This is a genomic window from Mesorhizobium escarrei, from assembly GCF_935825525.1.
GTDB lineage: Bacteria > Pseudomonadota > Alphaproteobacteria > Rhizobiales > Rhizobiaceae > Mesorhizobium > Mesorhizobium escarrei.
This window is the reverse complement of sequence record NZ_CAKXZT010000134.1, coordinates 18,494-39,010: the sequence shown is the minus strand read 5'-3', so window position 1 is coordinate 39,010 and position 20,517 is coordinate 18,494. Positions and strand designations below refer to the sequence as shown.

The following is a 20,517-nucleotide window of genomic DNA, read 5'->3' as shown; positions in this document are numbered from 1 at the left end:
GCGCTCCGTTTGACGGCCTCGCGCTCCTTGCGCCGCTTCTGGCGTTCCTCGGCGATCGCGGGTTCGGGTTCGGCGGCGCGCCGTTTGACGGTCTCGCGGTCCTTGCGCCGCTTCTGGCGTTCCTCGGTGATCGCGGGTTCGGCGGCACGCCGTTTGACCGTTTCGCGCTCCCGCGCCGCAGGCCGCTCGGCCCGCTCGCGCTGCGCCGGCCTTTCTGCCCGGGGAGCCCGCTGCTCGTCGCGTTTGGCCCCCTCTCTTTTCTTCCTGCGCAGCAGTTCTTCCTCTTCGGGAGACTGAGCTTGGGCCAGAATGAGGGGCGCGGCTCGCGGCTGGGCGTCGCGCGAAAGTGCGGGAAGCGGAGCAGGTATCAATGTGAGGCCGACCGCGGCGCCCAAAACAATCCGAAAATGGCGTTTCGTAACAATGATTCCGTAGAGCAGTCCCTTGCGCATCCTCAACCTTGAAACAGGTAAGATTGTTCCCAATCGGGCGGTTCCCGGGCGTTTCGAGGCGTTTTTCCGTCGAGAATATGTCCAGGGCGCAGCTCCTCACTGGCCGCAGCCGGGGATGGCCCGAGAAGCGCGACGCTTTTGATGAATTTCACGGGACCGCTGTCGATGATCAGATCGATCTTCAAGAACGAAAAGCAATGTTGGACCTCTACGGACGGCATCGGGCGCTGGCGTCGCAGCCGGCGGCACCGTGATGCGACATTTCTACATTGCTGAGAGCGCGACATTCGAACTTGGTTGCAACAATCATCTGCAAGATCAGCTTTCCCGAAAAGCATCTGGCGACAGCCAGCCAATGTCATGAAACTTGATCCTGCTCCGATGGACTCAGGAAACAGATCCGAGCCCTTATGCATACGTGCGGATGGACGTAGGAATCATCGGGCCCGACGACGCCTGCGGTGGCGGTACACCAGAACGTCGCAGTCGAACTGTAGCCTGCGTCGAAGCTGACGCCGTTCCCATAACCCGCCCCGGACGCGCCCTTCGAGCGCAGCCGTCGGCAGACCATGGGCACCGGGTGCGACTGCGAAGTTTCCAAGCCCATTTTGGATGACCCCGAGACAGCTAGCCCGCGACGGCGGCAGCCAAGATCGTGCGGCGAACGACGGCCTCCAAGACAGGCACCTTGTAGCCGTTCTTCGACAGCGGAGTAGCGTCCGCCACGGCAGCATGGGCTGCCTGTCGCGCCAAGTCGTCAGTAAGCCTGTTACCAATGAGGAGACGTTCGCTTTCGCTCGCGCGGCGAGGTGTTGGCGCGACCCATCCCATGACGATCGAGGCATTTTGCACAGTCTGTCCCTCCATCGTCAAAACCACTGCCACATCGCAGATCGGCCAGTCATAGCTCTCGCGCTCGGTTTGCTTGTGGTAAGCGGCTTTCGCCCTGGCGTTCAACGGCGGAATGGTCACGCGCGTCATAACCTCGCCAGACTCGATCCCGGAGTCGTGGGCGCGTTGCATTTCGGGTGGTAAGAAGAAATCCGAGAGCTTCACGACGCGTGAGCCGTTGGCGCGGCCGGCAAGTTCGACGCTTGCATCATAGGCGACCAGCGCCGTCGCCGGCGTCGAGGCGTGGACCATCGCGTTTTTGTCATTGTCGAGAATCGCATGATGCTGGTTCTGGTCAGCGCCCCTGCTCTCCATCTCATCGGCACCTTCGCCATGGAAATGATCATGCCGAAAATACCAGCAGCGCGGCCGCTGCAGCAGGTTGCCAGCGATGGTGGCGGCGTTGCGGACCTGCGGCGTCGCCGCATGGGCGGCGGCGTCCGACAGCGCCACGTAGCGCGAGCGGATCCGCGGATCCTTGTCGATGCGATCGAGCGTCACCAGCGCACCGAGCGTCAGCCCGTTTTCCGTGTCGATCTCGTCGAGGCCGTGGATGGTCTTCAGATTGACAAGCCTCGCCGGCGCCAAAATCCCTTCCTTCATCAAGTCGAGAAGGTCAATCCCGCCTGCCTTCGCGATGACGGGTCGTTGCTCAGTGCTTTCGGCAAGCAGACCGGCTGCCTGCTCGACCGTCGTGGCATCGGCCCATTCGAAGCTGTTCATGGCCATGCTGGACTCCTTTTGGCCGGTCTCAGGCGCTGAGCGCCGCCAGCACATTTGCCGGGTTCATTGGCAAAGTGCGGATCCGCTTTCCGGTGGCGTTGTAGAACGCGTTGGCGATGGCGGCGCTGGTCGCCACATTGCTTGCCTCGGCGATGCCTCGCGCGTCGGTCGACGATTGTGCCCCGATCTGCTCGATGAGCAGCACCTCGATCTCCGGGGTCTCGCGTGATCCGACCATCCTGTATTGATCAACGTTGGCGTTGAGCTGATGGCCGCTCGTCGCGTCCATGATGCGGTCTTCGTAGATCGCGTAGCTGACACCCTGGATGATGCCGCCGATCACCTGGCTCTCCACCAGCTTCGGATTGATCGGTCTGCCGCAATCGCTGGCAGCGACGACGCGCTCGACCTTGACGACGCCGGTCTCGACGTCGACCGCCACCTCGGCGAACTGGACACCGCCCAGCCCGTGGCGGCTGATGGAGGTCTCGCCGGATAGCACAAAACCCTCATAATCGTCGTGGCGCTTGGCGAGTTTTGAGATTTCGCCGAACTTGGCTTCCTTGGCTGCTTCCTTGAGCGGCCTTGCGGCTCCCTCGTTGCCGCGGACGCCCACTTTACCGCCAGCGAAAAAAATGTCGTCGGGATCGGCATCATCGAAAAGCGGCGCGAGGCGAGCCGCCAGATCGCGTGCCGCCGCATATGCGGCATTGCGGGCCGGCGCCGTCACGGACGCCGTTACCCGGCTGCCGCCGGACGGCGGCCCCCACGGAAAGCGCGTGTCGCCGATATAAACACCGATGTTCTCGGCATCGAGGCCGAACTCTTCGGCAACGACCTGGGCAAGCACCGTCCGGGTCCCGGTGCCGATATCCTGTGCGCTGTTGTAGACGGAAACCGATCCGTCATCGGCGATCCTTACCTCGACGGTTGTCGGAGGGCTGACGACATACACCCACTGCGCCTGCGCCATTCCCATGCCGCGCTTGACAGGGCCAGCGTCGGAGTTTGGCGGACGTCGTCGGTCCCAGCCGAACCGCTCGGCCGCGATCTTGCGTTCATGTGCGCGGGCAAGCATGTCGTCGGTGGGCTTTGTGTCGATGCGCTCGCGCAGCATGATCGGGTCGAGTTGCAGCCGATCCGCAAGTTCGTCCATCGCCTGCTCGAGCGAGAAGATTCCCTGTACCTGGCCAGGCGCCCGGAAAGCCGCGCACGGACCGGCGTTCGTGAATACGTCGTACTGCTCGGTACGCATGTTCGGGCACGGATAGAGCGCGTTGTAGCAGAAGCCAATGCCGGCACCCCCCGCGATGCCACCAGTACCCCAGCTTATGACGTCAATTGCCGTGAGCGTGCCATCTTGTTTGGCGCCGATCCGCACCCTCTGCAGGCTGTTCGGGCGATTACCCGCCGAAACATGCTCTTCACGGCGGTCTAGCATCATGCGCACGGGCGCGCCGGCCTTTTGCGACAAATGAATGGCAAGGAGGCCGAAATTGTTGATCCCATATTTGGCGCCGAACCCGCCGCCGGTAAAGTCGCTGATCACCCGGATCTTGCTCTTGGGCAGATCGAAATATTCCGCGGCCTCGTCGCGCACGCTGTGCGTGTGCTGCGTAGAGGCATAGATAGTCAGTTCGTCGTCCCGCCAATCCGCGACGATGCCATGCGTTTCCATCGGCACATGCGTCTGAACCTGAGTGCGATATTCGGCCTCGACGACGACGTCCGCCTCCGCCAGGCCCTGGTCAATATCGCCCGTGGGAGTCATGCCAGGCATACCGAAATTGGGGCCGCGCACATTGCCCTTCTGCGGCAAGCCTTCCGGCGCACCGCCGCCGCCGGCCGTCGACGGCTGCTCGACCGGTCCGGGAAAGACGATCGGAGCCTCATCGTCCATTGCAGCCACGAGTTCGCTTACGTGGGGCAACCGCTCGTATTCGACCTTGACGAGCTTCGCGGCTTGGTCGGCGATCCGCTGCGTCTCGGCCGCGACGGCGGCAACGGTCTGGCCCGCGAAGCGGACCGTCGGATACTTGTTGCGGGCCTCGGCTTCTGGATCTCGAAGCCTGGCAGTTTGCAGCAGAGTCTCAAGCACATGCACCGCGCGGACGCCGGGGTAACTCTCGGCGGCGGAGGTATCGATCGAAATCACCTTGGCATGCGGCCAAGGGCAGACGACCTGCCGTGCATACAGCATTCCCGGCAACTGAACGTCGAATGTATATTTCGCGGTTCCTGTCACCTTCTGCACGGCATCGAGCCGCCGGATCGGCTTGCCGATGGAGCGCAGTTCGGCGTTCACCGGCAGCTGTGGCGGTTCGTCGGCAGGCACCTGCCGGGTGACTTGCCTCGTCTCCTGCCCGACAATGCCGTAGAGCAAGGACTGCGAGCGCAACGGCGGCTGATCGATAGGCGCCTGGTTGTCGGTAGCCATCAGGTGCCCCTCCTTCGATTCTCGCTTGCGACGGCGAGCACCGCCGCAAAGATGTTCGGATAGGTGCCGCAGCGGCAAAGGTGGCCGCTTATCGCGGCCTTCACGTCTTCGATGCCGGCGTCGGGTTTGCGATTTATGAGCGCTGCGCAGCTCATAACCATCCCGGGCGTGCAGAACCCGCATTGAAGGGCGTCGTGCTCAACGAACGCCTGCTGCACCGGATGAAGGTTGTCGCCGTCGGCCAGTCCCTCGATCGTGGTGATGCTCCTGCCGCGAGCGTCGAGCGCCAGCGTCATGCAACTGCTGGCGGGCTGACCGTCGAGCCAGACTGTGCAGGCGGAACAGGCTCCACGATCGCAGCCTATTTTGGTGCCGGTCAGGCCGAGGTGATTGCGCAGGATATCAACCAGCGTGGTGGCGGGTTCCGCCTGCACGGGAACTCGTCGTCCGTTTATCGTGAGATCAATTGGGATCGGACCAGGACCAAGCACTTCGTTGGCACCGTCCTGCATGGAACTGTCAACGGCCGCCTGCGCCGCCCCTGCTTCCAGCAACGCTGCCCCCACGGCCGAGGTGCCGCCGTGCTTCAGGAACGTCCGACGAGAGATACCCGATCTCACGGATCCGTCCGGACCGTGACTGCGGCTCGATTCCGCCATGCTGTGCCTCCGGATTTGCGATGGTGGTCACCAAATAATGGTGATCGTTCCTATCCAGCTCTATTCGGATCACGACCAAGCTAGGGGACCGCCGGGTTCCGGCCAGACGCTATCACAACGAAGTGACCGCCGAGGCGATCCAGCAACCAAGCCGCGCTCCAGTCCACAGCACGAGATCGAAAAGGATGTTCCCTCCGCTGGGGCGTGAGGTGATTCCAAGCGGCGAGCCCGCCGCTTGGAAGTCGAATCTCGACCGTGTGGCCGAACGCTGTTATCGGCTCCCCCACATCCCCTGTCCGTAGCCGGGTGCGGGGATATCGAAGGTCGAATTTCCTGCCGAGGTCGGTGCGCTGTCGGCCGCGCCGACACTCGCTGTGCCGCTCAGGTCGAGCGCGTAGCCGTTGTCGGACACCATCGATTGGTGACCGGTCTTCGGATAGAAGGAGCCATGGCTGTAGTCGGAGCCATAGTGATCGCTGCCGGCAAAAGCCATGCCGGAGGCAAGCAGCAAGGTGGCAGTGGTAAGAATGATCTTAAGCATTTCAATTCTCCATTTTTGAGGGTTAGCGTTTGGCCTCAACGCGCCGTGCCCCGCACCGCATCGATGAGGCCGTCTTTTCATGCCCTTTGGGCAAAACCGACCAACCGCTATCCTTCTGGATGTGCGGCGGCAGGTTGTTCAGCGCACGGTCTCTTGTTGCATTCGTGCGCTGTTCGGTGGGCTGCTCAATGGCAGCCGAGATCATCATCAATCGGCGGCGTCAGCGCTGCCTGTACGAATGGCGGCTGTTCCCGATCAGCCGTCGCGTAGCGGGGTTGACGTCTGCCCCTTGTCGATCATGGCGTTGTATGAGCCGACGAGCCCCTTCATGGGCCGGATGGTTTTGGTCAAAAAGGCTCGCGCGGAGCCGGTCGGGGAAGTCATATGAAGTAACTGGCCTATGCATTTTGAACCTCAGGTTTCGGAGCAAGACGTGTCGACCCTCGCCAAGACTGGATGTTCGGTCTCTGGCTCCGTATATTTTTCGCTCGTTGAATCTTCCGCGTCTTCGGTTCTTATTGTCATACGCCGCTTTCGTTTCGGGCGTTTCTCTGCAGTGCGGTGGTAGTGTTTCGTTTGTTTCAGCGGCACGCGCGACGGGGCGGGCCGCATTTTGTGGTGGTCCGGGTCGTTTGCTCCGGATCCAGAAAGGATCCCGTCGACAAGGTTGCGAACACTCTGGCGCGCAGCCGACGCATGCGACAGGCCTGTCCGCCTCGGCGCGACCCAAGGACGGACAGGCTCAGCCTCGACTTACGGCCGGATGTTGTGGTTGACGCGGAAGAGGTTCGCCGGATCGTATTTGCGCTTGACCGCGACGAGCCGCTCATAATTGGCGCCGTAGGCGGCGCGTACACGCGCTTCGCCTTCATCATCCATCATGAAGTTGATATAGGCGCCACCATGCGGGTTGTGCTTGTGCACCGCGGCCCAATACTCGCTTGCCCAGCGCTTCAGCTCCGGCGCCTTCGTCGGGTCGGGGTCGATGCCGGCGATAACCATGGACCAACGCGCTCGCCGCGCTCCCCAGGCGGTGGCTTCCGGAGCCACGTCCTGGACAGCTCCGTCGATAGGGTAGAGATGCATCAGCGACAGCTCGCTCGGGGTCTTCGAGCCGTGCTCGGCATGGGCTGCGATGGCCGCATCGGACAGCTCGTCGACATAATCGCCCTTCCAGTACCACTGCAAGCCCTTCGGCAGCAGCGGATCAAACAGCGCCTGCAGATCGACGAAGGGCATCTGCATCATACCGTCCATCAGAGGCCTGGGAAGCGCGTCGCGCACGGGCTGCATCGCCCGTATGCCGTCCTCCTCCGCGCCGTTGTAGCAACTGATCAGCGCGCAGACGCGCCTTCCCCAGATCTCGCGCGGGAAAGGGTCGCAGGAGGGCACCGTCTTGATGCCGAAGAACATCCCGAGGTCTCGCGGCGCTCCGGGCAGGAAGTCGCGGTACCAGCGCATGATCTCTGCGGCATGTGCGATGTCGAAGAAGATCGGCCCGGCATAGACATCCTTCGCCGGATGCGCCTGAAATGTGAAGCGCGTCACGACGCCGAAGTTGCCGCCGCCGCCGCGCAGCGCCCAGAACAGCTCCGGGTGTTCGTCCTCACTTGCCGTCACGACGCTGCCGTCGGCCAGCACGACCTCGGCCGCAAGCAGATTGTCGATGGTGAGGCCGTGTTTGCGCGTTAGATGGCCGGTGCCGCCGCCCAGCGTCAGTCCGGCGATGCCTGTGGTCGAGACGAGGCCAGCCGGCACAGCCAGCCCATGAGCGCTGGTGGCGCGGTCGACATCGCCTTGGGTGCAGCCGGCCTCGACGCGGACCGTGCCAGTCCTGGGATCGATATCGACCCGTTTCATCGGCGACATGTCGATGACCATGCCGCCGTCGCAACTGCCGAAGCCTGGACCGTTGTGGCCGCCGCCGCGAATGGCAAGAAGCAAATGCTTCTCTCGGGCATGATTGACGGCCGCGACGACGTCGGCGACCTCGGCGCAGGGGACGATCCAGCGCGGCCGCTTGTCGATCATGGCGTTGTAGAGCCCGCGCGCCTCTTCATAGGCCGGATGGTTTTGGTCAATAAGGCTCGCGAGGAGCCGGTCGGGGAAATCGTACGAAGTAACTAGCTTATCCATATTGAACCCTCAGGTTTTAGAGCAAGACGCGTCGGCAACTCGCCAAGACTAGATGTTCGTCCTGGGCGCTGGACATTTGCGTTTCGCCGGTTGAATCTGCCGCATTGCGGCTCTTCTTGTCATACACCGCCTTCGTTTCCGGCGTTTTTCTGTGGTGCGGTGAGAGTGTTTCGTTTGTTTCAGCGGTTCAGAGCTGGCGATGACTCGCACGCGCCGAACAGTTGAAACAAATCACGCGGCGTCTGAATGTGTGCTGAAACAAAGAGGGTCTAGTATCCGCCCTCGGAAGATCACGCGAACAAAGGGAACGACCATGCGGCCTGATAATCCGGTGCCATCCACACACACAGGCTATGCGCTTTTTGACGCCAACAATGTTCTCGTCGACAGCAATCCGCAGATATTTGGAAGGCAGCGGCTCGACCGCGGCGAGATGCAGCCGATGGACGCCATTGCCGCAGTCGCCGAAGCCCTGTCACGTCTAAAGAGTTTCGACGGCCGCCCCATCGAGCCGGGCAACGCATTCGTTGAAAGCGCCGCAGCGCGATGGACGCAAATCGACGACGCTCCAGTTGAAGCTGAGACATTGGATGGCCGGTGGAAGTTGCTCACCGCACATCCTCGGCTTGATGGCGGCATGGCCCTGGTAAGCGTCGACATTACTGAGATGAAGCGAGCGCAGATCGCGCACCAGGAGAACGCCGAGATATTCCGCTGCATCACGGACAGTCACCCGCTGCCGGTTTGGGTGGTGGACGCGGGAAACGGGCAGATCCTCTACGAAAGCCTCGATGCGTCGAACCTGCTTGGCCGAAAATGGACGCCGAACGAGCCACAATTCCTGACGGATCATTTCGTGAATACTGGCGAATTCGATGAAATCAGCTCTTTCGCCAGCAACAGCGAGATCGTCCGGGATCACGAAATCCAGCTCAGAAACACAAGCGGATCGGCCGTCTGGTGTTCGACCAACTGCCGTCGCGGCGTCTACGGCGGACGCCCCTCGCTCATCATTGGGGTATTGGACATTACGGAACGCAAGCAGCGCGAGGATCTGTTCGGTTTCCTGATCAAGCATCATCCGTTGCCGGTATGGATGAACGACGCAAGTTCGGGGGAACTCATCTACCAGAGCAATGCTGCCGAACGGCTGCTTGGGTGGAGCAAAAAGGCGCAACGCGAGACGGTGCGGCTCGGCGATTATTTTGTCGACCCCGAGAAGCACCGGGAAATCAATCGGGAGCTCATGCAAAAGGGCGTCGTCGAAAATTGCGAAGTGCTTCTTAAAAGACCCGACGGCCAGGAGTTCTGGGCCACGGGCAATCTCAGGATCGTCGCGTTCCAAGGGCGGCAAGTGGTTCTCGCCGGCATCGCCGATGTGACCAAGCAGAAGAAGCGTGACGGCGAAGTCGCTGCGGCGCGGGAGATGCTCGCAGACGCCGTTGAATCACTCTCCGAGGGATTTGCACTGTACGACGAAGATCACCGCCTGGTCATGTGCAACAGCCTTTACCGCGAACTGAACCACCCGGTGCGGGATCTCGTTGAACCGGGCGTGGAATGGAACGAACTCCTTCGCGAATCCGCCAAGCGCGGCGTGTACCGCAATGCGATTGGGCGCGAGGATGAGTGGCTCGACGAGCGGCTCCAAAGCCGGATCGAGTTCCACTCCCATTTCGAGGTCCCCCTCTCCGACGGCAAATGGCACTCGGTATCGATACATCCCACCGATCTTGGCGGCTTCGTCGTAACGCGCGCCGACATCAGCGAGCGCAAGAAGGCCGAGGCTTTCGAGCGCGACGCCACGGCACTGCTGCAAAAGGTGCTCGATGCCTGCCCTTCGCCGATACGCATGACCACGTTCGAGGGAGAAACGCTCTACCGCAATCCTGCTACCAGAGATCTCTACGCCGACCGTCCTCGAATAACCGACCACTATGTCGATCCAGACTATAGCGTAACATTGGAGCGCACCCTGATCGAAAAGGGCAGGATCGATGATTTTCGGGTCCAGCAGTACGACACCGAGAACAAGGCCTTCTGGGCTTCGATTTCCGCTCGCCTAATCGATTTCCAGGGAAGGCAGGTGATAGTGTCGAACACGACTGATATCACCGACATGATCACCGCCCAGCAAGAAACGCGCAAGGCTAACGAGCGGCTGATCGACGCGATCGAATCTCTGGCCGAAGGATTTGCCCTCTACGACAGGAACGATTGCTTGGTGCTGGCCAACAGCAGGTACCGCCAGATGCACGCGATAAGCGCGGATGTGCTCGTTCCCGGGGTGAACTGGTTCGATTTCCTCCGCGTGACCGCAGAGCGCAACCAGTTTCCGGTTCCACGCGACAAGATCGACGACTGGCTTGCCGAGAGGGCAAGGGACCGCCGCGAATTCCGGCAACAGGAATTCCGTCATACGGACGGGCGTTGGTTTTTCGTCTCGAACTGTCCGACCCGCGAAGGCGGGTTCGTGGTCACCCGTGTCGACATTACAGAGCGCAAGCGGGCCGAGGAGGCCGCCAAGGAAGCGGATGAACTGGTCCGTAAAGTCCTGGAAGCCTGCCCCGTCAACATCCAGATGACCCGCGCGCATGACGGCAAGCTGCTTTACCGTAGCCCCGCCACCGTTGATCTGCTCGGCGACGTCACCAGCGCCGTCGATTACTATGTCGATCCTTCAGAGCGGAGGCGATACGTTGAGCGGCTGCTCGCGACGGGGTTGGTCGACGATTTCGAAACCCAGCTCAAACGCAAGGACGGTGGAACCTGCTGGTGCTCGATTTCGTCTCGACTGATCGATTACCACGGTGAGAAGGTGATTGTTTCCCACGCCTACGATCTCACCGACCGTATCGAAATGCAGCAGCAATTGGAGCGGCAGCGCGAGACGCTGCACCAGAACGAAAAAATGTCGGCGCTCGGCGGATTGCTGGCCGGGGTGGCGCATGAGCTGAATAATCCGCTCTCGGTGGTGCTTGGCCTGTCATCGCTGTTGAGGGAGACCGCTACCGACGCCAAGGTCGTTGAACGCGCCGACAAGATGAGCAAGGCAGCCGAACGCTGCGCCAGGATCGTAAAGACTTTCCTGGCTATGGCCAGACAGCAGCCGGCGCGAACCTCAAACGTGGCGATCGATGACATCATTTCCGAAGCGGTCGAAGTGGCGAGCTATTCGATTCGATCGTCGGACATCGCGCTTTCAGTTCATCTTGAACCTGGTCTTCCCCCAATCTGGGCGGATCCCGATCAGCTTGGCCAGGTGCTGATCAACTTGCTAGTCAATGCAGAACAGGCGTTGCACGCCTGGGAAGGGCGACGGACAATCACGGTTTCAACGCGGCTTCATCCCACAACCGGCAACATAGTGGTCAGCGTTGCCGACACGGGTCCGGGAATTCCCAAAGAGATACTTCCCCGCATTTTCGAGCCGTTCTTCACGACGAAAGAGATTGGGGCAGGAACCGGGATCGGGCTATCCTTCTGTCATCGGATCGTTCAATCCCATGGAGGAACCATCGAGGTCGAATCCCTCGAGGGGGGTGGCTCGACCTTCATACTTTCGCTGCCTGCTTCGGACCATCTGGACGAAGGAAGCGAAACGGCCGAAGACGAGCTCCCGAATTCAACCGGCATTGCTTGTCTGGTGGTGGACGACGAAGAGGAAGTGGGTGAGCTGGTTGCTGAGGTGCTCAGGCGTGATGGTTTCAACGTCACCGTTGCCAGATCCGGCGAAGAAGCGCTGCTGCACCTCACGAACCGCAGTTTCGCGCTGATCCTGAGCGATCTGAAAATGCCTGATATGGACGGACGGGGATTGTTCAACCAGATTGCCAAGCTCCATCCGGCCGAGCTCGACAGGTTAGCCTTCCTGACGGGGGACACGATCAGTCCGGACGCACAGATATTCCTGCGCGCCGCGAAACGGCCCTATCTTGAGAAACCGATCAAACCGAACGAGCTCCGTTCGTTTGTCTCAAATCTGGTCAACAACAATACTTGACAGACCCGTCGATTTGCACGTCACTCCAGAGGCAACTTATCCATTAGGCTGGTTGCTCGGTGGTCGATCTTGACGACGCACGCACATGTAGTGGTCTGCGATGACGAACCGGATATCCGCGACACGGTGGCGGAATATCTGGAGCACCATGGCTATGCCGTGACGCCGGCCAATGCGGGGCCTGCCCTGCGTGAACTTATTGATAGCCAGCACGTCGATGTGGTCATCTTGGATATCCGAATGCCAGGTGAAGATGGCCTCTCCCTGGCGCGATATATACGAGAGCACTCAGACGTTGCCATTATCATGCTGACGGGATCGGCGGAGATCGTCGACCGCGTTGTGGGATTGGAGATTGGCGCCGACGACTATGTTGCCAAGCCCGTGGACCTGCGGGAGCTGCTGGCGCGGGTCAAGGCGGTGCTGCGCCGAACATCGGCGAGCGAACGAGCTGCGGAGAAAACGAGTACTCCGGGCCCTCACCAGGTCCACTTCGGCAAGTGCCGCTTCGACCCGGACGCGCACAAATTATACAACGCCGACGGGGTCGAAATAGCGATCACCCCGATGGAGTTCCGGCTTCTGAAAGTATTCAGCGAACATCGCGGACGAGTACTCAACCGCGATCAACTGCTCGAACTCGCCCATGACCGCGGGTGGGATCCGTTCGATCGCAGCATCGACATTCGCGTTTCGCGCCTGCGCAAGAAAATCGAGGTCGATCCCTCCAAGCCGGAGGTGATCAGGACCATCCGCGGCATGGGTTACCTCTACTCCTGAGCGCGCCGCCGCCTTGGCCTTGCAATGCGGATCGCCCATCTCATGGGCGTTGGCGGTGGACGCCGCCAGAAGGCGGCCATGGTTTCACCCCGCCTTGTCTTCCTGGCCGCGCTGCAAGCCGCGGACCACCATACCAATTTCGGACCGGCTGATCCCGATGTCCCTCAGGAAGGCATCGTCCATTGCCGCCAGAGTCCGTTCTGCCATACGGTGAACCCGATAGTCCCGGAAAGAGCGGTAAGCTGTTCGCATTATCGACATTGCAACACTCCATTGGTTGGCGCCGCGGGTGCAGCGATGCCATTGGGTTTACACCATCGCTGTTTCAGGCGTTTTTCCGCGCCGAGCTCGAAGTGTTTCGTTTGTTTCAGTGCCGGGACGGGCTTGTGAGAAGGAGCGAGCAGTCGGCACGCGGACCCAGGCACATTAGTGCCAATCATCAGCACGATTGCCCCGGCGGCCGCACCACGCCCAATTCTACTCCAACTGATCGCCTGCATCACGAGACCTTGCGGTCGCGAGAAGTCCTCACTCAAGCGAGGCAAGGCACAAGTCCTCGAAGCTGCGACGCTGGATTGGCGGATGCGACACAATCGACCACGTCCTGAATGCACCAATTCCTTAGTCCGGCCGACGACACGTAAAACCACCTCCTCAACGAGGCGGTGGACCAGTCAACCGCAGCGGAGTAAGGGAGCGAGTTGGGTCATCTTGCAAAAGCGCGTGGCGCAGTATGACGTGCGGATTCGATTGCACCACGCCGCAAGTCGGTCTCATTGCCGACGTTCCCCGACCGGGGCAGACCAGCGATCTGCCCCGGAGGACTCCGAGTGCCGCAGTCCTTCAACCGGTTATCGGCCCTGCCGCGGGAACCCGGGCGCTGGCGGCGTCGAGATTATGGGTGGGTGGCGCTGGAACAACTTGCGTTTCATGGCTCGCAATGGGAGCCAACGGTTCCGCGCGAAGCTGCTTCAGCAGGCCCAGTGTTAGATCACCATGACAATCATGAAAGGCGCTGACATCACGACCATCGTCTGCTGCAACGCAGTCAGGCCACCGGCCAGCAACAGCATCGCAGCGCGACAGCGGCGGTGACGCCACCATTCTTGCTTTTCTTACATGAATTACGTATTGTAGGTACTTCAAAAGGAAGTACGGCGATGAAGCAATTCACATTCTCGGACATGAATCGCGTGTCAGGCGAAATCCTCGAAACGGCATTGATCGAGCCAGTGGCCCTGACCAAGCGCGGCAAGGAAAAGCTCGTCATCCTGTCCGCTGCTCAGTACCACCAGCTCGTCGGCCAGCCGCATTCTGTCGCCTATACGCTCGAGGACGCACCGGATGAAGTCCACAATGAGCTCATGACTGGACTGGATGCAATAATTTCCGGCGACACGCCGGATGCTTAAAGCCGGCGATCTGATCCGATATTATTACCGATGGGCGGGGGAAGCAGACGCCGGCGAGGAATCCGGACGCAAGGCGAGGCCGGTTTGCATCGTTGTCCGGACGCCCGCAACGCCCGCAGCCTTGTTTCTCTTTCCGCTGACTTCGCAAAAGCCCGACCGGTCGCGCCCGCATCTCGCCATCAGCGAAATCGAATGCCGCCGCGGCGGCCTCGACTATCCGTCATGGCTGGTCCTGGACGAGTATAACCGGGTGCAGGTCGATGAAGCCTATGATCTGGTGACGACGACGCCGATCGGCGCGTTCAGTCCCGCATTTGTCCGCAAGATTGCTGGCGTGATCAAAGAGACAGCGGCGCAGCGTCGATTGCGCGGCATCGTTCGCAAATAGCGGGACTGATTTTCTTGGAAGGCCTCCGGTCCTTACCCGCATCGAGCGAGGACCGGAGTGAGGGGTGCCCCCTACGCCCCTCCCCTCGCACTCCCCTCCCCGACCACGGCCGCCGCTCCGTTTCACGATGCGGGGACCCTCGTCGCCCGTCGGCACGCCCATAGGTTCCAGCGCCATGCCGCAGATCGGGCAGGAGCCGGGCTTGTCGCGGACGATCTCGGGATGCATCGGACAGGTATATTGCGTGCCCTTCGGCATCGGCTCTGGCGCCGGCTGGCCGCTGAGAAATTTCTGAGGATCGGCCTCGAACTTGGCTTTGCACCCGGGGGAGCAGAAGTAAAAACCTTTGCCCTCATTGCGCACGAAGTGCTTGGCCGTGGCACGCTCGACTTTCATCCCGCAAACCGGATCGGTCGCCTTCAGAAAGGCTTCTGGCTCCTTCTGAAATTTGGTCCGGCAGCCTTCCGAACAAAATGATCGCCGTGGCCGCCGAAGGTCGCCGACGGCTTTCCCGCTGCCGGATCGACTGTCATGCCGCACACCGGGTCGCGGATGACGACGACCGAGAAAGCGGCCGACGCATGGGAGGAACAGCACGAGCCTTGCGATGTGTCGGTGTGGGTGGCGTCATCGTGACGGTCGGTCATGGGGTACTCCTAAATGGGCAACTCCCCTTCCACCTACGGCTTCCAGTTACTGGAAGGTCAAGTGGTTTTGCCAAATGAACGCTACGTTCGCCGCGATATGGCCAGCACGTTCTCGGGGTGGTTGTAGCGACGCTGCCATCTCTGCCCTTTGCGCACCGAGCAGAGATGGACACCTCTACCTTCACTCGCCGCCAAGGCCTTGGTCAGTCTGCCGACAACAAGAAAATTGGACGATTGCTGGGCAGTCAATCGCCGGCGCTAGGCGGCGGCCCTGACGGGCTCGAAATCTATATCGAGCCCCTGAAGCTTTGACGGTAGCATCTGAGATTCGCGAAACCGTGCGACAGGCTTTAAATAACTTTGCATGGACAGGGATATGAGCCAGACGCAGAGTTCCGCCGGCGCTTCGGCTACGGTTGCATTCATCGATCTTGCGGGCTTTAGCGCCATCGCGGACGTTTATGGAGATGCAGCGGCAATCGATGTGCTCGAGATTTTCGAGAGCATGGTCCGCGAGGCACTGAGCGGTTATGGACCTCCGATTAAATGGATCGGTGATGAGGCAATGCTCTCGTTTCCCGAGCCGGAAGTCGCGATCCAAGCGCTTGGAGCGCTGTTGCAAGCATGCAGAAAAGAACCGCGCCTGCCGCTGACGCGGGCCGCGCTGAACCATGGGCCGGTCATCCGCAGGGATGGTGATCTGTTTGGATCAACCGTCAACATAGCAGCGCGCATTGCGGCGCTTGCAAACCCCGGCCAATTGCTTGCTACCCAGCCCATTGCCGATGCCGCTGCTGCCAGAGGCATCCTGGTGCGAGATCTCGGAAAGGTGGCCCTTCGATCGGTAGCCGGCGAAGTTCCCATTTATGAGATCGAACTTGCCCCCTCGCCTGACCCGGCCTGGATCGATCCGGTGTGCAAGATGCATGCTCCTTATGCATCCTATCGACGGGCTGCCCCGGATGGACCATGGTTTTGTTCGCCGCGTTGCGAAGAGGCATATCGGAAGTCGCCGCAGACCTATCCATTGGCTCGATGACACGACTCCCCTAGCTGGTGTCCTGGCGCCCCCTCTCAGTCTACACTCATTGCGCAGGTGAGATTTGCCACGCTGCCGGAAATAGCCGCAGCATGATGCGCTGCCAGGAGTGGCACATTACGACAGCCGCTACGACCGCGCTTTCACATCATCGCTCAGCTGCCGCACGATGTTGGCGGCCTTGCGGATATCGGTTTCGCTAAGAGCGACGCCCATGGTCGAGGCGATCGCCAGGAGCCGGGCGTTCATCTGGCGGTAGCGCGCGTCGCCTTTGCGCGTCAGCCGCACGAGCTTGGAGCGCCGGTGCTTCGGATTCTCGATGAATTCGACAAGCCCCTCGGCCGCAAGCTCATCCGCCAGCCGCTGCATCCGCTGGCGGCTGGTGGGCCGCATATGGGCGATCTGCGGCACGGTCAGCGGCCCAAGCAGCGCGAGGCTTCTAATGAAGCCGAACGCACCGCCGCCCCAGCTGGTGATGAGCCCTGTCTTCTGGCCGAGAGCCCGTATCCTGAAGAAACACTGGGCCACTTCGAGCATCAGCTCCGTGATCGCCTCGGCCTTGCTGTCAACGATTGGGGTGTTGCCCGTCCTTGGGGCCGCCCCGGTCCTGTGTCCTGTCGATGCCATCGTCTTCGTCCCCTTTGTCTATGCCAAGTTCTCCCATTGACACCTCTGTTGTCAACTTCTAGGATGACACCTTAGTTGTCGTTTCTAGGTGACTCCGGGCTTCGTCGCCTGCAACATCCGCTGGAGAGACATGGAAATGGACCCGGCTGGTCAACAAGTAACCGACACCGGAACCGCAGACGTCATTGGGCGACCGATCCTTTTCTTTCCTGCCGCTATTCTGGTCGGTCTCGCCTTGGATCGCTTGCTGGCTTGGCCGTTCGCCATTCCGGAGGCCGACGGGGTGCCCTGGATTGTCGGCGGCTCCCTGATCCTCATCGGTCTTGCGTTCTTCGCCGCGGGAGTCCGCAACTTCTCGCGAGCGGCAACGCCTTTGCCCACGAACCAGCCCGCCCGTGTGCTCGTGACCACCGGCATTTACCGCTGGACCCGCAATCCCATTTATCTCGGCTTTTTTCTCGCGTATGGCGGCATCGGCGTCGCGGCACTAAGCCCGTGGATCCTGATCCTCACGCTGCCGCTTGCTATCGCGGTCCGCTACGGCGTCGTCGCGCGCGAGGAGGTCTATCTCGAGCGGCGCTTCGACGATGCTTATCGCGATTACAAGCGACGCGTGCGGCGATGGCTCTAGCGGTTGAACCATTGCTGGCCGACCGTCAAAGGCGGAGTGGTAAATTGAGATGACGCCTTGCCCTCCTCGGCGCTCTCGCAATCCTGCTCGCCTCCTGTGCGAGAAGACGCCGGTGCGATCAGGCCGAAGCGCTCGGCCGGTTGGACACCGCGGCGTACCACCGCGCGAACGCCGGGCTTCCTTCGGGGATGGGCATGGAGAACGCGCGCGTCGCGAAGTCCACGGTGACCAGCAAAGTGATGTCCGCCGCCGAGAATTCGTCCCCGGCCACAAACTCGGCTTCGCTCAGGCGGCGCTCAAAATCTTCGTAGAAGTAGGCCACGCGCTTCCGGCTACGTTCGACCAAATCGGGGATCTGCGCATAGCCATGGGGCCCAGCAATCGCCCGATCCTTGAGACTCGCCGCATTGTTGCGGACGCCCTCCATCACGGCCGCGAAGCCTTCGAGCTCCACGCGGCGCTCCCACATGGCGATGACGCCCTTTTCTTTCGGTGTCTTGCCCAGAAGGGGTTTTTCGGGAAACGCCTCGTCGAGATAGCGCATGATCGCCGGAACCTCGCCGATCACCGTTCCGTCATCGAGAACCAGAGTCGGCAAGACGGCGCGCGGATTGACGGCCCGGTACGCCTCAGAAAACTGCTCCTTCGAGCCCAGGTCGACGGGAACCAACTCCACGTCCAACCCCTTCTCGGCGATCAGAATCCGGACGCGGCGAGAGTTTGGCGATCCGCGTGAATGATAAAGTTTCATGTCGTTGCTCCATGAGTTAATGGTATTCACGCGGCGATCGCCGCGGGCGCGGCGCTCGTCCACAATGTATGGACGGAAACGCAAAAGGAGACCCAGAAGCCCGCCCGGCGATTGAGCGTCCAAGCAGTTCGTGTGCTGGCGCCAATCGTATGTTTCTTTTTCGCCATGGGCGGGAGCTCCCCAGTCACGGACATTTTCCTGCCTCAGAGCTTCGAGCCGCCATCGACATGGATGGTGTCGCCACTGATCCAGCGCGCGTCGTCCGAAGCGAGGAAGGCGACGACACCGCCGATATCGTCCGGCTGGGCGAGACGCTTCAGGGCCTGGATGCCGAGCGTGAAGTCTCGCCCTACGTCCGTCTTGGTGAACGGCGACATGTCGGTCGCAACAACACCCGGCGCCACGGCGTTGACGCGGATGCCGCGCTCGCCGAGGACGGCGGCGAAGTGTTTCATCAGCGTGTCGATCGCGCCCTTGGTCGCCGCATAGGCCGAAAGCGTGCCAATGGCGGCGCGGGCTGCCAGCGACGAGAGGAGCACGACGCTGCTGTCCTTGCCCATTATCGGCAGCAACTGCTGGACGAGAAAGAACGGCGCGCGGACGTTGACCGCAAAGAGCCTGTCGAAATCCTCGACCGTGGTCGCCTCGATGGTCGCCGACTTCGAGATTCCGGCATTGGCGATGAGGATGTCCAGCCGGTCGCCGACCACGGCACGAACCTGCTTGGCGAGCTTGTGTGCCCCGTCCGGCGCGGAAAGATCAGCAGCGATGGCATCGGCACGTCCGCCGGCCTTGCGGATCTCGGCGACGACGGCTTCGGCCTCTTTCACGCCGCTGCTGTAGTGGACCAGAACCTGCGCGCCCATTCTGGCGAGGGCCAGCGCGCTAGCGCGGCCCATCCCACGCGAGGCGCCGGTGACGAGAGCGGTCTTTCCTGAAAGCTTTGTCATTGTCGAGTGTCCTTCATGGCGTCTGTCTGCGGTTCTCCTCCGCGCGCAGCCGAGCGTTCGCTCCGCCGGCGTGGAGCGGTGATCAGTGCTGAAGATCGTATGTCGCTGCCCGCCGCGGCTCTTTCGGGAGGCAGGGGCTCGGGGACTAGCTTTCGAGGCGCTCCTCGATCACGTCCACCCTGTCCGGATAGAAAGCCAGGTGGTTCTTGATGGCTGCCACGGCGTCGTAGGGAGCCTCATAGGTCCAGACGGCGTTGATGGCGCGCGCCCCGCCTGACGGGATACTGAAGTATGCGCAGCCACCCTTGTAGGGGCAGTAGGTCGCATGCGCGCTCCGCTCGAGCAGCGTCATATCGACATCCTTGCGCGGGATGTATTGGACTGCCGGGTAGCCCGCTTCGCGCAGGATCAGCGCATCGCGGCTGTCGGCCAGCACCGTGCCGCCGATCGAGACCACGACCCGTTTGCGATTAGGCTCGACCGTGATGGGATGATCAGGTCCCGGGATCTTGATCGTCTTGGTAGCTGCATTTGTATGTTCGGACATCTTCACCTCCTGCAATTGCCGCTCAGTGATGGCGCTCACGCGCCGCGGGCCTGGTGCTCCAGGAACATCGAGACATGGCGGACGAAAAGTTCGGGATATTGGTAGAGCGCGCCGTGGTTGGCGTCCGGGTAGAGGATGAGCTGCGCGTTCGGGATGTTCTGCTGCAGGATGAACGAGTTCACCGTGTAGATGATCACGTCTGCGCCGCCGTTCACGATGAGGGTCGGCTGAGTAAGCTTCTTCAGGTAATCGTACGGATTCTCGCGCGGCGCGCCCCATTTCCCGAGCGCTTCGAGCTGCGCCGGGGCAACCTTCTCGCTGACCTGGGGATCGCGACCTTCGTGCCGCAGCCGGAAGCGCCTGAGGAATTCCCTTCCCGCCGCCTGGCTTTGCTCCGACGGCGAGAAATGCACGCGCAGCCAGAGATGGTCCGGCTCTTCGTAAGTGGCGCCGAAGATCTCCTGCGCTTCCGGCGTCAGCGTGGCCATGCCCTCGCCACTGCGCGGGCCGGTGCCGACCAACACCACGCGGCGGACCAGTTTCGGTTCGGCGATGGCCAGCGTCTGCGCGATGAGGCCTCCCAGCGAAAAGCCGAGCACATCGACCTCGGTAAGGCCGAGCGCCTTGACGAACGCGGCGGCGTCGGCGGCCATCTCCTCGATGGAGGTCGGGACCTCGCCCGAGCTCGCGGAGATGCCGGCATTGTCGAACAGGATGACCTCGCGATCCTTGGCGAAGCCGTCCGTCACCGCCGGGTCCCAATGGTCCATCGTGCCGGTGAAATGGATGTTGAAGACGAGCGGCACCCCACCGGGTTTGCCGAACCGCCGGTAAGCGAACGGGATACCTGCGACGTACACGAACTGCGTCGGCGCGGTCTGGTGGGCATGAATCATTAGGGTC

At 61.4% G+C, this 20,517-nt stretch carries 19 protein-coding genes and 2 pseudogenes; 6 read left to right on the top strand and 15 right to left on the bottom strand.

Translation table 11 applies throughout. From position 1 onward, the window contains the following. The 7 genes and pseudogenes from NMG80_RS37905 to NMG80_RS19700 form a co-directional block, all read right to left on the bottom strand. A pseudogene (locus tag NMG80_RS37905) lies at nt 1–452 on the bottom strand (hypothetical protein); the annotation flags it as partial. A gap of 2 nt (nt 453–454) precedes the next feature. Continuing rightward, entirely contained in the window at nt 455–637 is a 183-nt protein-coding gene (locus NMG80_RS19725) for a hypothetical protein (RefSeq protein WP_254019640.1), read from the bottom strand. A gap of 442 nt (nt 638–1,079) precedes the next feature. After that, a complete protein-coding gene (locus tag NMG80_RS19720; RefSeq protein ID WP_254019639.1) occupies nt 1,080–2,072 on the bottom strand; it encodes an FAD binding domain-containing protein in 993 nt (330 codons plus the stop codon). Nucleotides 2,073–2,094: 22 nt separating this feature from the next. After that, complete coding sequence (locus NMG80_RS19715) at nt 2,095–4,503, bottom strand: xanthine dehydrogenase family protein molybdopterin-binding subunit (protein WP_254019638.1); 2,409 nt, start codon at nt 4,501–4,503, stop codon at nt 2,095–2,097. Next, nucleotides 4,503–5,162: a (2Fe-2S)-binding protein gene (locus tag NMG80_RS19710; RefSeq protein WP_254019637.1), complete on the bottom strand. Its 660-nt coding sequence runs from the start codon at nt 5,160–5,162 to the stop codon at nt 4,503–4,505. The genes NMG80_RS19715 and NMG80_RS19710 overlap by 1 nt, the downstream gene beginning before the upstream one ends. Nucleotides 5,163–5,433: 271 nt before the next feature. Beyond that, nucleotides 5,434–5,703, bottom strand: coding sequence for a hypothetical protein (locus tag NMG80_RS19705; RefSeq protein ID WP_254019636.1), 270 nt, complete (start codon nt 5,701–5,703; stop codon nt 5,434–5,436). 753 nt (nt 5,704–6,456) lie between these two features. Further along, a complete protein-coding gene (locus tag NMG80_RS19700) occupies nt 6,457–7,839 on the bottom strand; it encodes an FAD-binding oxidoreductase (RefSeq protein WP_254019635.1) in 1,383 nt (460 codons plus the stop codon). A gap of 199 nt (nt 7,840–8,038) precedes the next feature. Here NMG80_RS19700 and NMG80_RS19695 point away from each other — a divergent pair, with 199 nt between their 5' ends. Next, nucleotides 8,039–11,842 (top strand): PAS-domain containing protein, encoded by a 3,804-nt coding sequence (locus NMG80_RS19695; protein WP_254019634.1) that lies wholly within the window; start codon nt 8,039–8,041, stop codon nt 11,840–11,842. Nucleotides 11,843–11,911: 69 nt separating this feature from the next. Next, nucleotides 11,912–12,622 (top strand): response regulator, encoded by a 711-nt coding sequence (locus NMG80_RS19690; RefSeq protein WP_254019633.1) that lies wholly within the window; start codon nt 11,912–11,914, stop codon nt 12,620–12,622. An 84-nt stretch (nt 12,623–12,706) separates the two neighbouring features. Here the strand turns inward: NMG80_RS19690 and NMG80_RS19685 are convergent, their stop codons facing one another. After that, the gene (locus NMG80_RS19685; protein ID WP_301943375.1) at nt 12,707–12,874 is read right to left on the bottom strand and encodes a YjiS-like domain-containing protein; all 168 of its coding nucleotides are present in this window, start codon (nt 12,872–12,874) and stop codon (nt 12,707–12,709) included. A gap of 734 nt (nt 12,875–13,608) precedes the next feature. After that, complete coding sequence (locus NMG80_RS37370; protein WP_367185978.1) at nt 13,609–13,695, bottom strand: hypothetical protein; 87 nt, start codon at nt 13,693–13,695, stop codon at nt 13,609–13,611. An 87-nt stretch (nt 13,696–13,782) separates the two neighbouring features. Here NMG80_RS37370 and NMG80_RS19680 point away from each other — a divergent pair, with 87 nt between their 5' ends. Both NMG80_RS19680 and NMG80_RS19675 read left to right on the top strand, forming a co-directional pair. After that, the gene (locus NMG80_RS19680) at nt 13,783–14,034 is read left to right on the top strand and encodes a type II toxin-antitoxin system Phd/YefM family antitoxin (RefSeq protein ID WP_254019631.1); all 252 of its coding nucleotides are present in this window, start codon (nt 13,783–13,785) and stop codon (nt 14,032–14,034) included. Then, a complete protein-coding gene (locus NMG80_RS19675) occupies nt 14,027–14,422 on the top strand; it encodes a hypothetical protein (protein ID WP_254019630.1) in 396 nt (131 codons plus the stop codon). Before NMG80_RS19680 ends, NMG80_RS19675 begins: the two co-directional genes overlap by 8 nt. A 132-nt stretch (nt 14,423–14,554) precedes the next feature. Here NMG80_RS19675 and NMG80_RS19670 read toward each other — a convergent pair. After that, nucleotides 14,555–15,069, bottom strand: a pseudogene (locus NMG80_RS19670) (YHS domain-containing protein); the annotation flags it as partial. A gap of 376 nt (nt 15,070–15,445) precedes the next feature. Between NMG80_RS19670 and NMG80_RS19665 the strand changes: the two are divergent. Beyond that, nucleotides 15,446–16,108, top strand: coding sequence for a hypothetical protein (locus NMG80_RS19665; RefSeq protein ID WP_254019629.1), 663 nt, complete (start codon nt 15,446–15,448; stop codon nt 16,106–16,108). A 129-nt stretch (nt 16,109–16,237) separates the two neighbouring features. On the opposite strand, the gene NMG80_RS19660 is transcribed toward NMG80_RS19665, so the two are convergent. Next, on the bottom strand, nt 16,238–16,735 hold the full coding sequence (locus NMG80_RS19660) for a MarR family winged helix-turn-helix transcriptional regulator (RefSeq protein WP_254019628.1): 498 nt from the start codon (nt 16,733–16,735) through the stop codon (nt 16,238–16,240). A gap of 130 nt (nt 16,736–16,865) precedes the next feature. Between NMG80_RS19660 and NMG80_RS19655 the strand changes: the two genes are divergently transcribed. Further along, the gene (locus NMG80_RS19655; protein WP_254019627.1) at nt 16,866–17,366 is read left to right on the top strand and encodes a methyltransferase family protein; all 501 of its coding nucleotides are present in this window, start codon (nt 16,866–16,868) and stop codon (nt 17,364–17,366) included. Nucleotides 17,367–17,484: 118 nt separating this feature from the next. Here NMG80_RS19655 and NMG80_RS19650 read toward each other — a convergent pair whose 3' ends face one another. The 4 genes from NMG80_RS19650 to NMG80_RS19635 form a co-directional block, all read right to left on the bottom strand. After that, on the bottom strand, nt 17,485–18,117 hold the full coding sequence (locus NMG80_RS19650; protein WP_254019626.1) for a glutathione S-transferase family protein: 633 nt from the start codon (nt 18,115–18,117) through the stop codon (nt 17,485–17,487). 203 nt (nt 18,118–18,320) lie between these two features. Beyond that, a complete protein-coding gene (locus tag NMG80_RS19645) occupies nt 18,321–19,067 on the bottom strand; it encodes an SDR family NAD(P)-dependent oxidoreductase (protein WP_254019625.1) in 747 nt (248 codons plus the stop codon). Between the two features lie 145 nt (nt 19,068–19,212). Continuing rightward, on the bottom strand, nt 19,213–19,614 hold the full coding sequence (locus NMG80_RS19640; protein WP_254019624.1) for a DUF427 domain-containing protein: 402 nt from the start codon (nt 19,612–19,614) through the stop codon (nt 19,213–19,215). A 35-nt stretch (nt 19,615–19,649) separates the two neighbouring features. Beyond that, on the bottom strand, nt 19,650–20,510 hold the full coding sequence (locus NMG80_RS19635; protein ID WP_254019623.1) for an alpha/beta fold hydrolase: 861 nt from the start codon (nt 20,508–20,510) through the stop codon (nt 19,650–19,652). Nucleotides 20,511–20,517 lie beyond the last annotated feature (7 nt).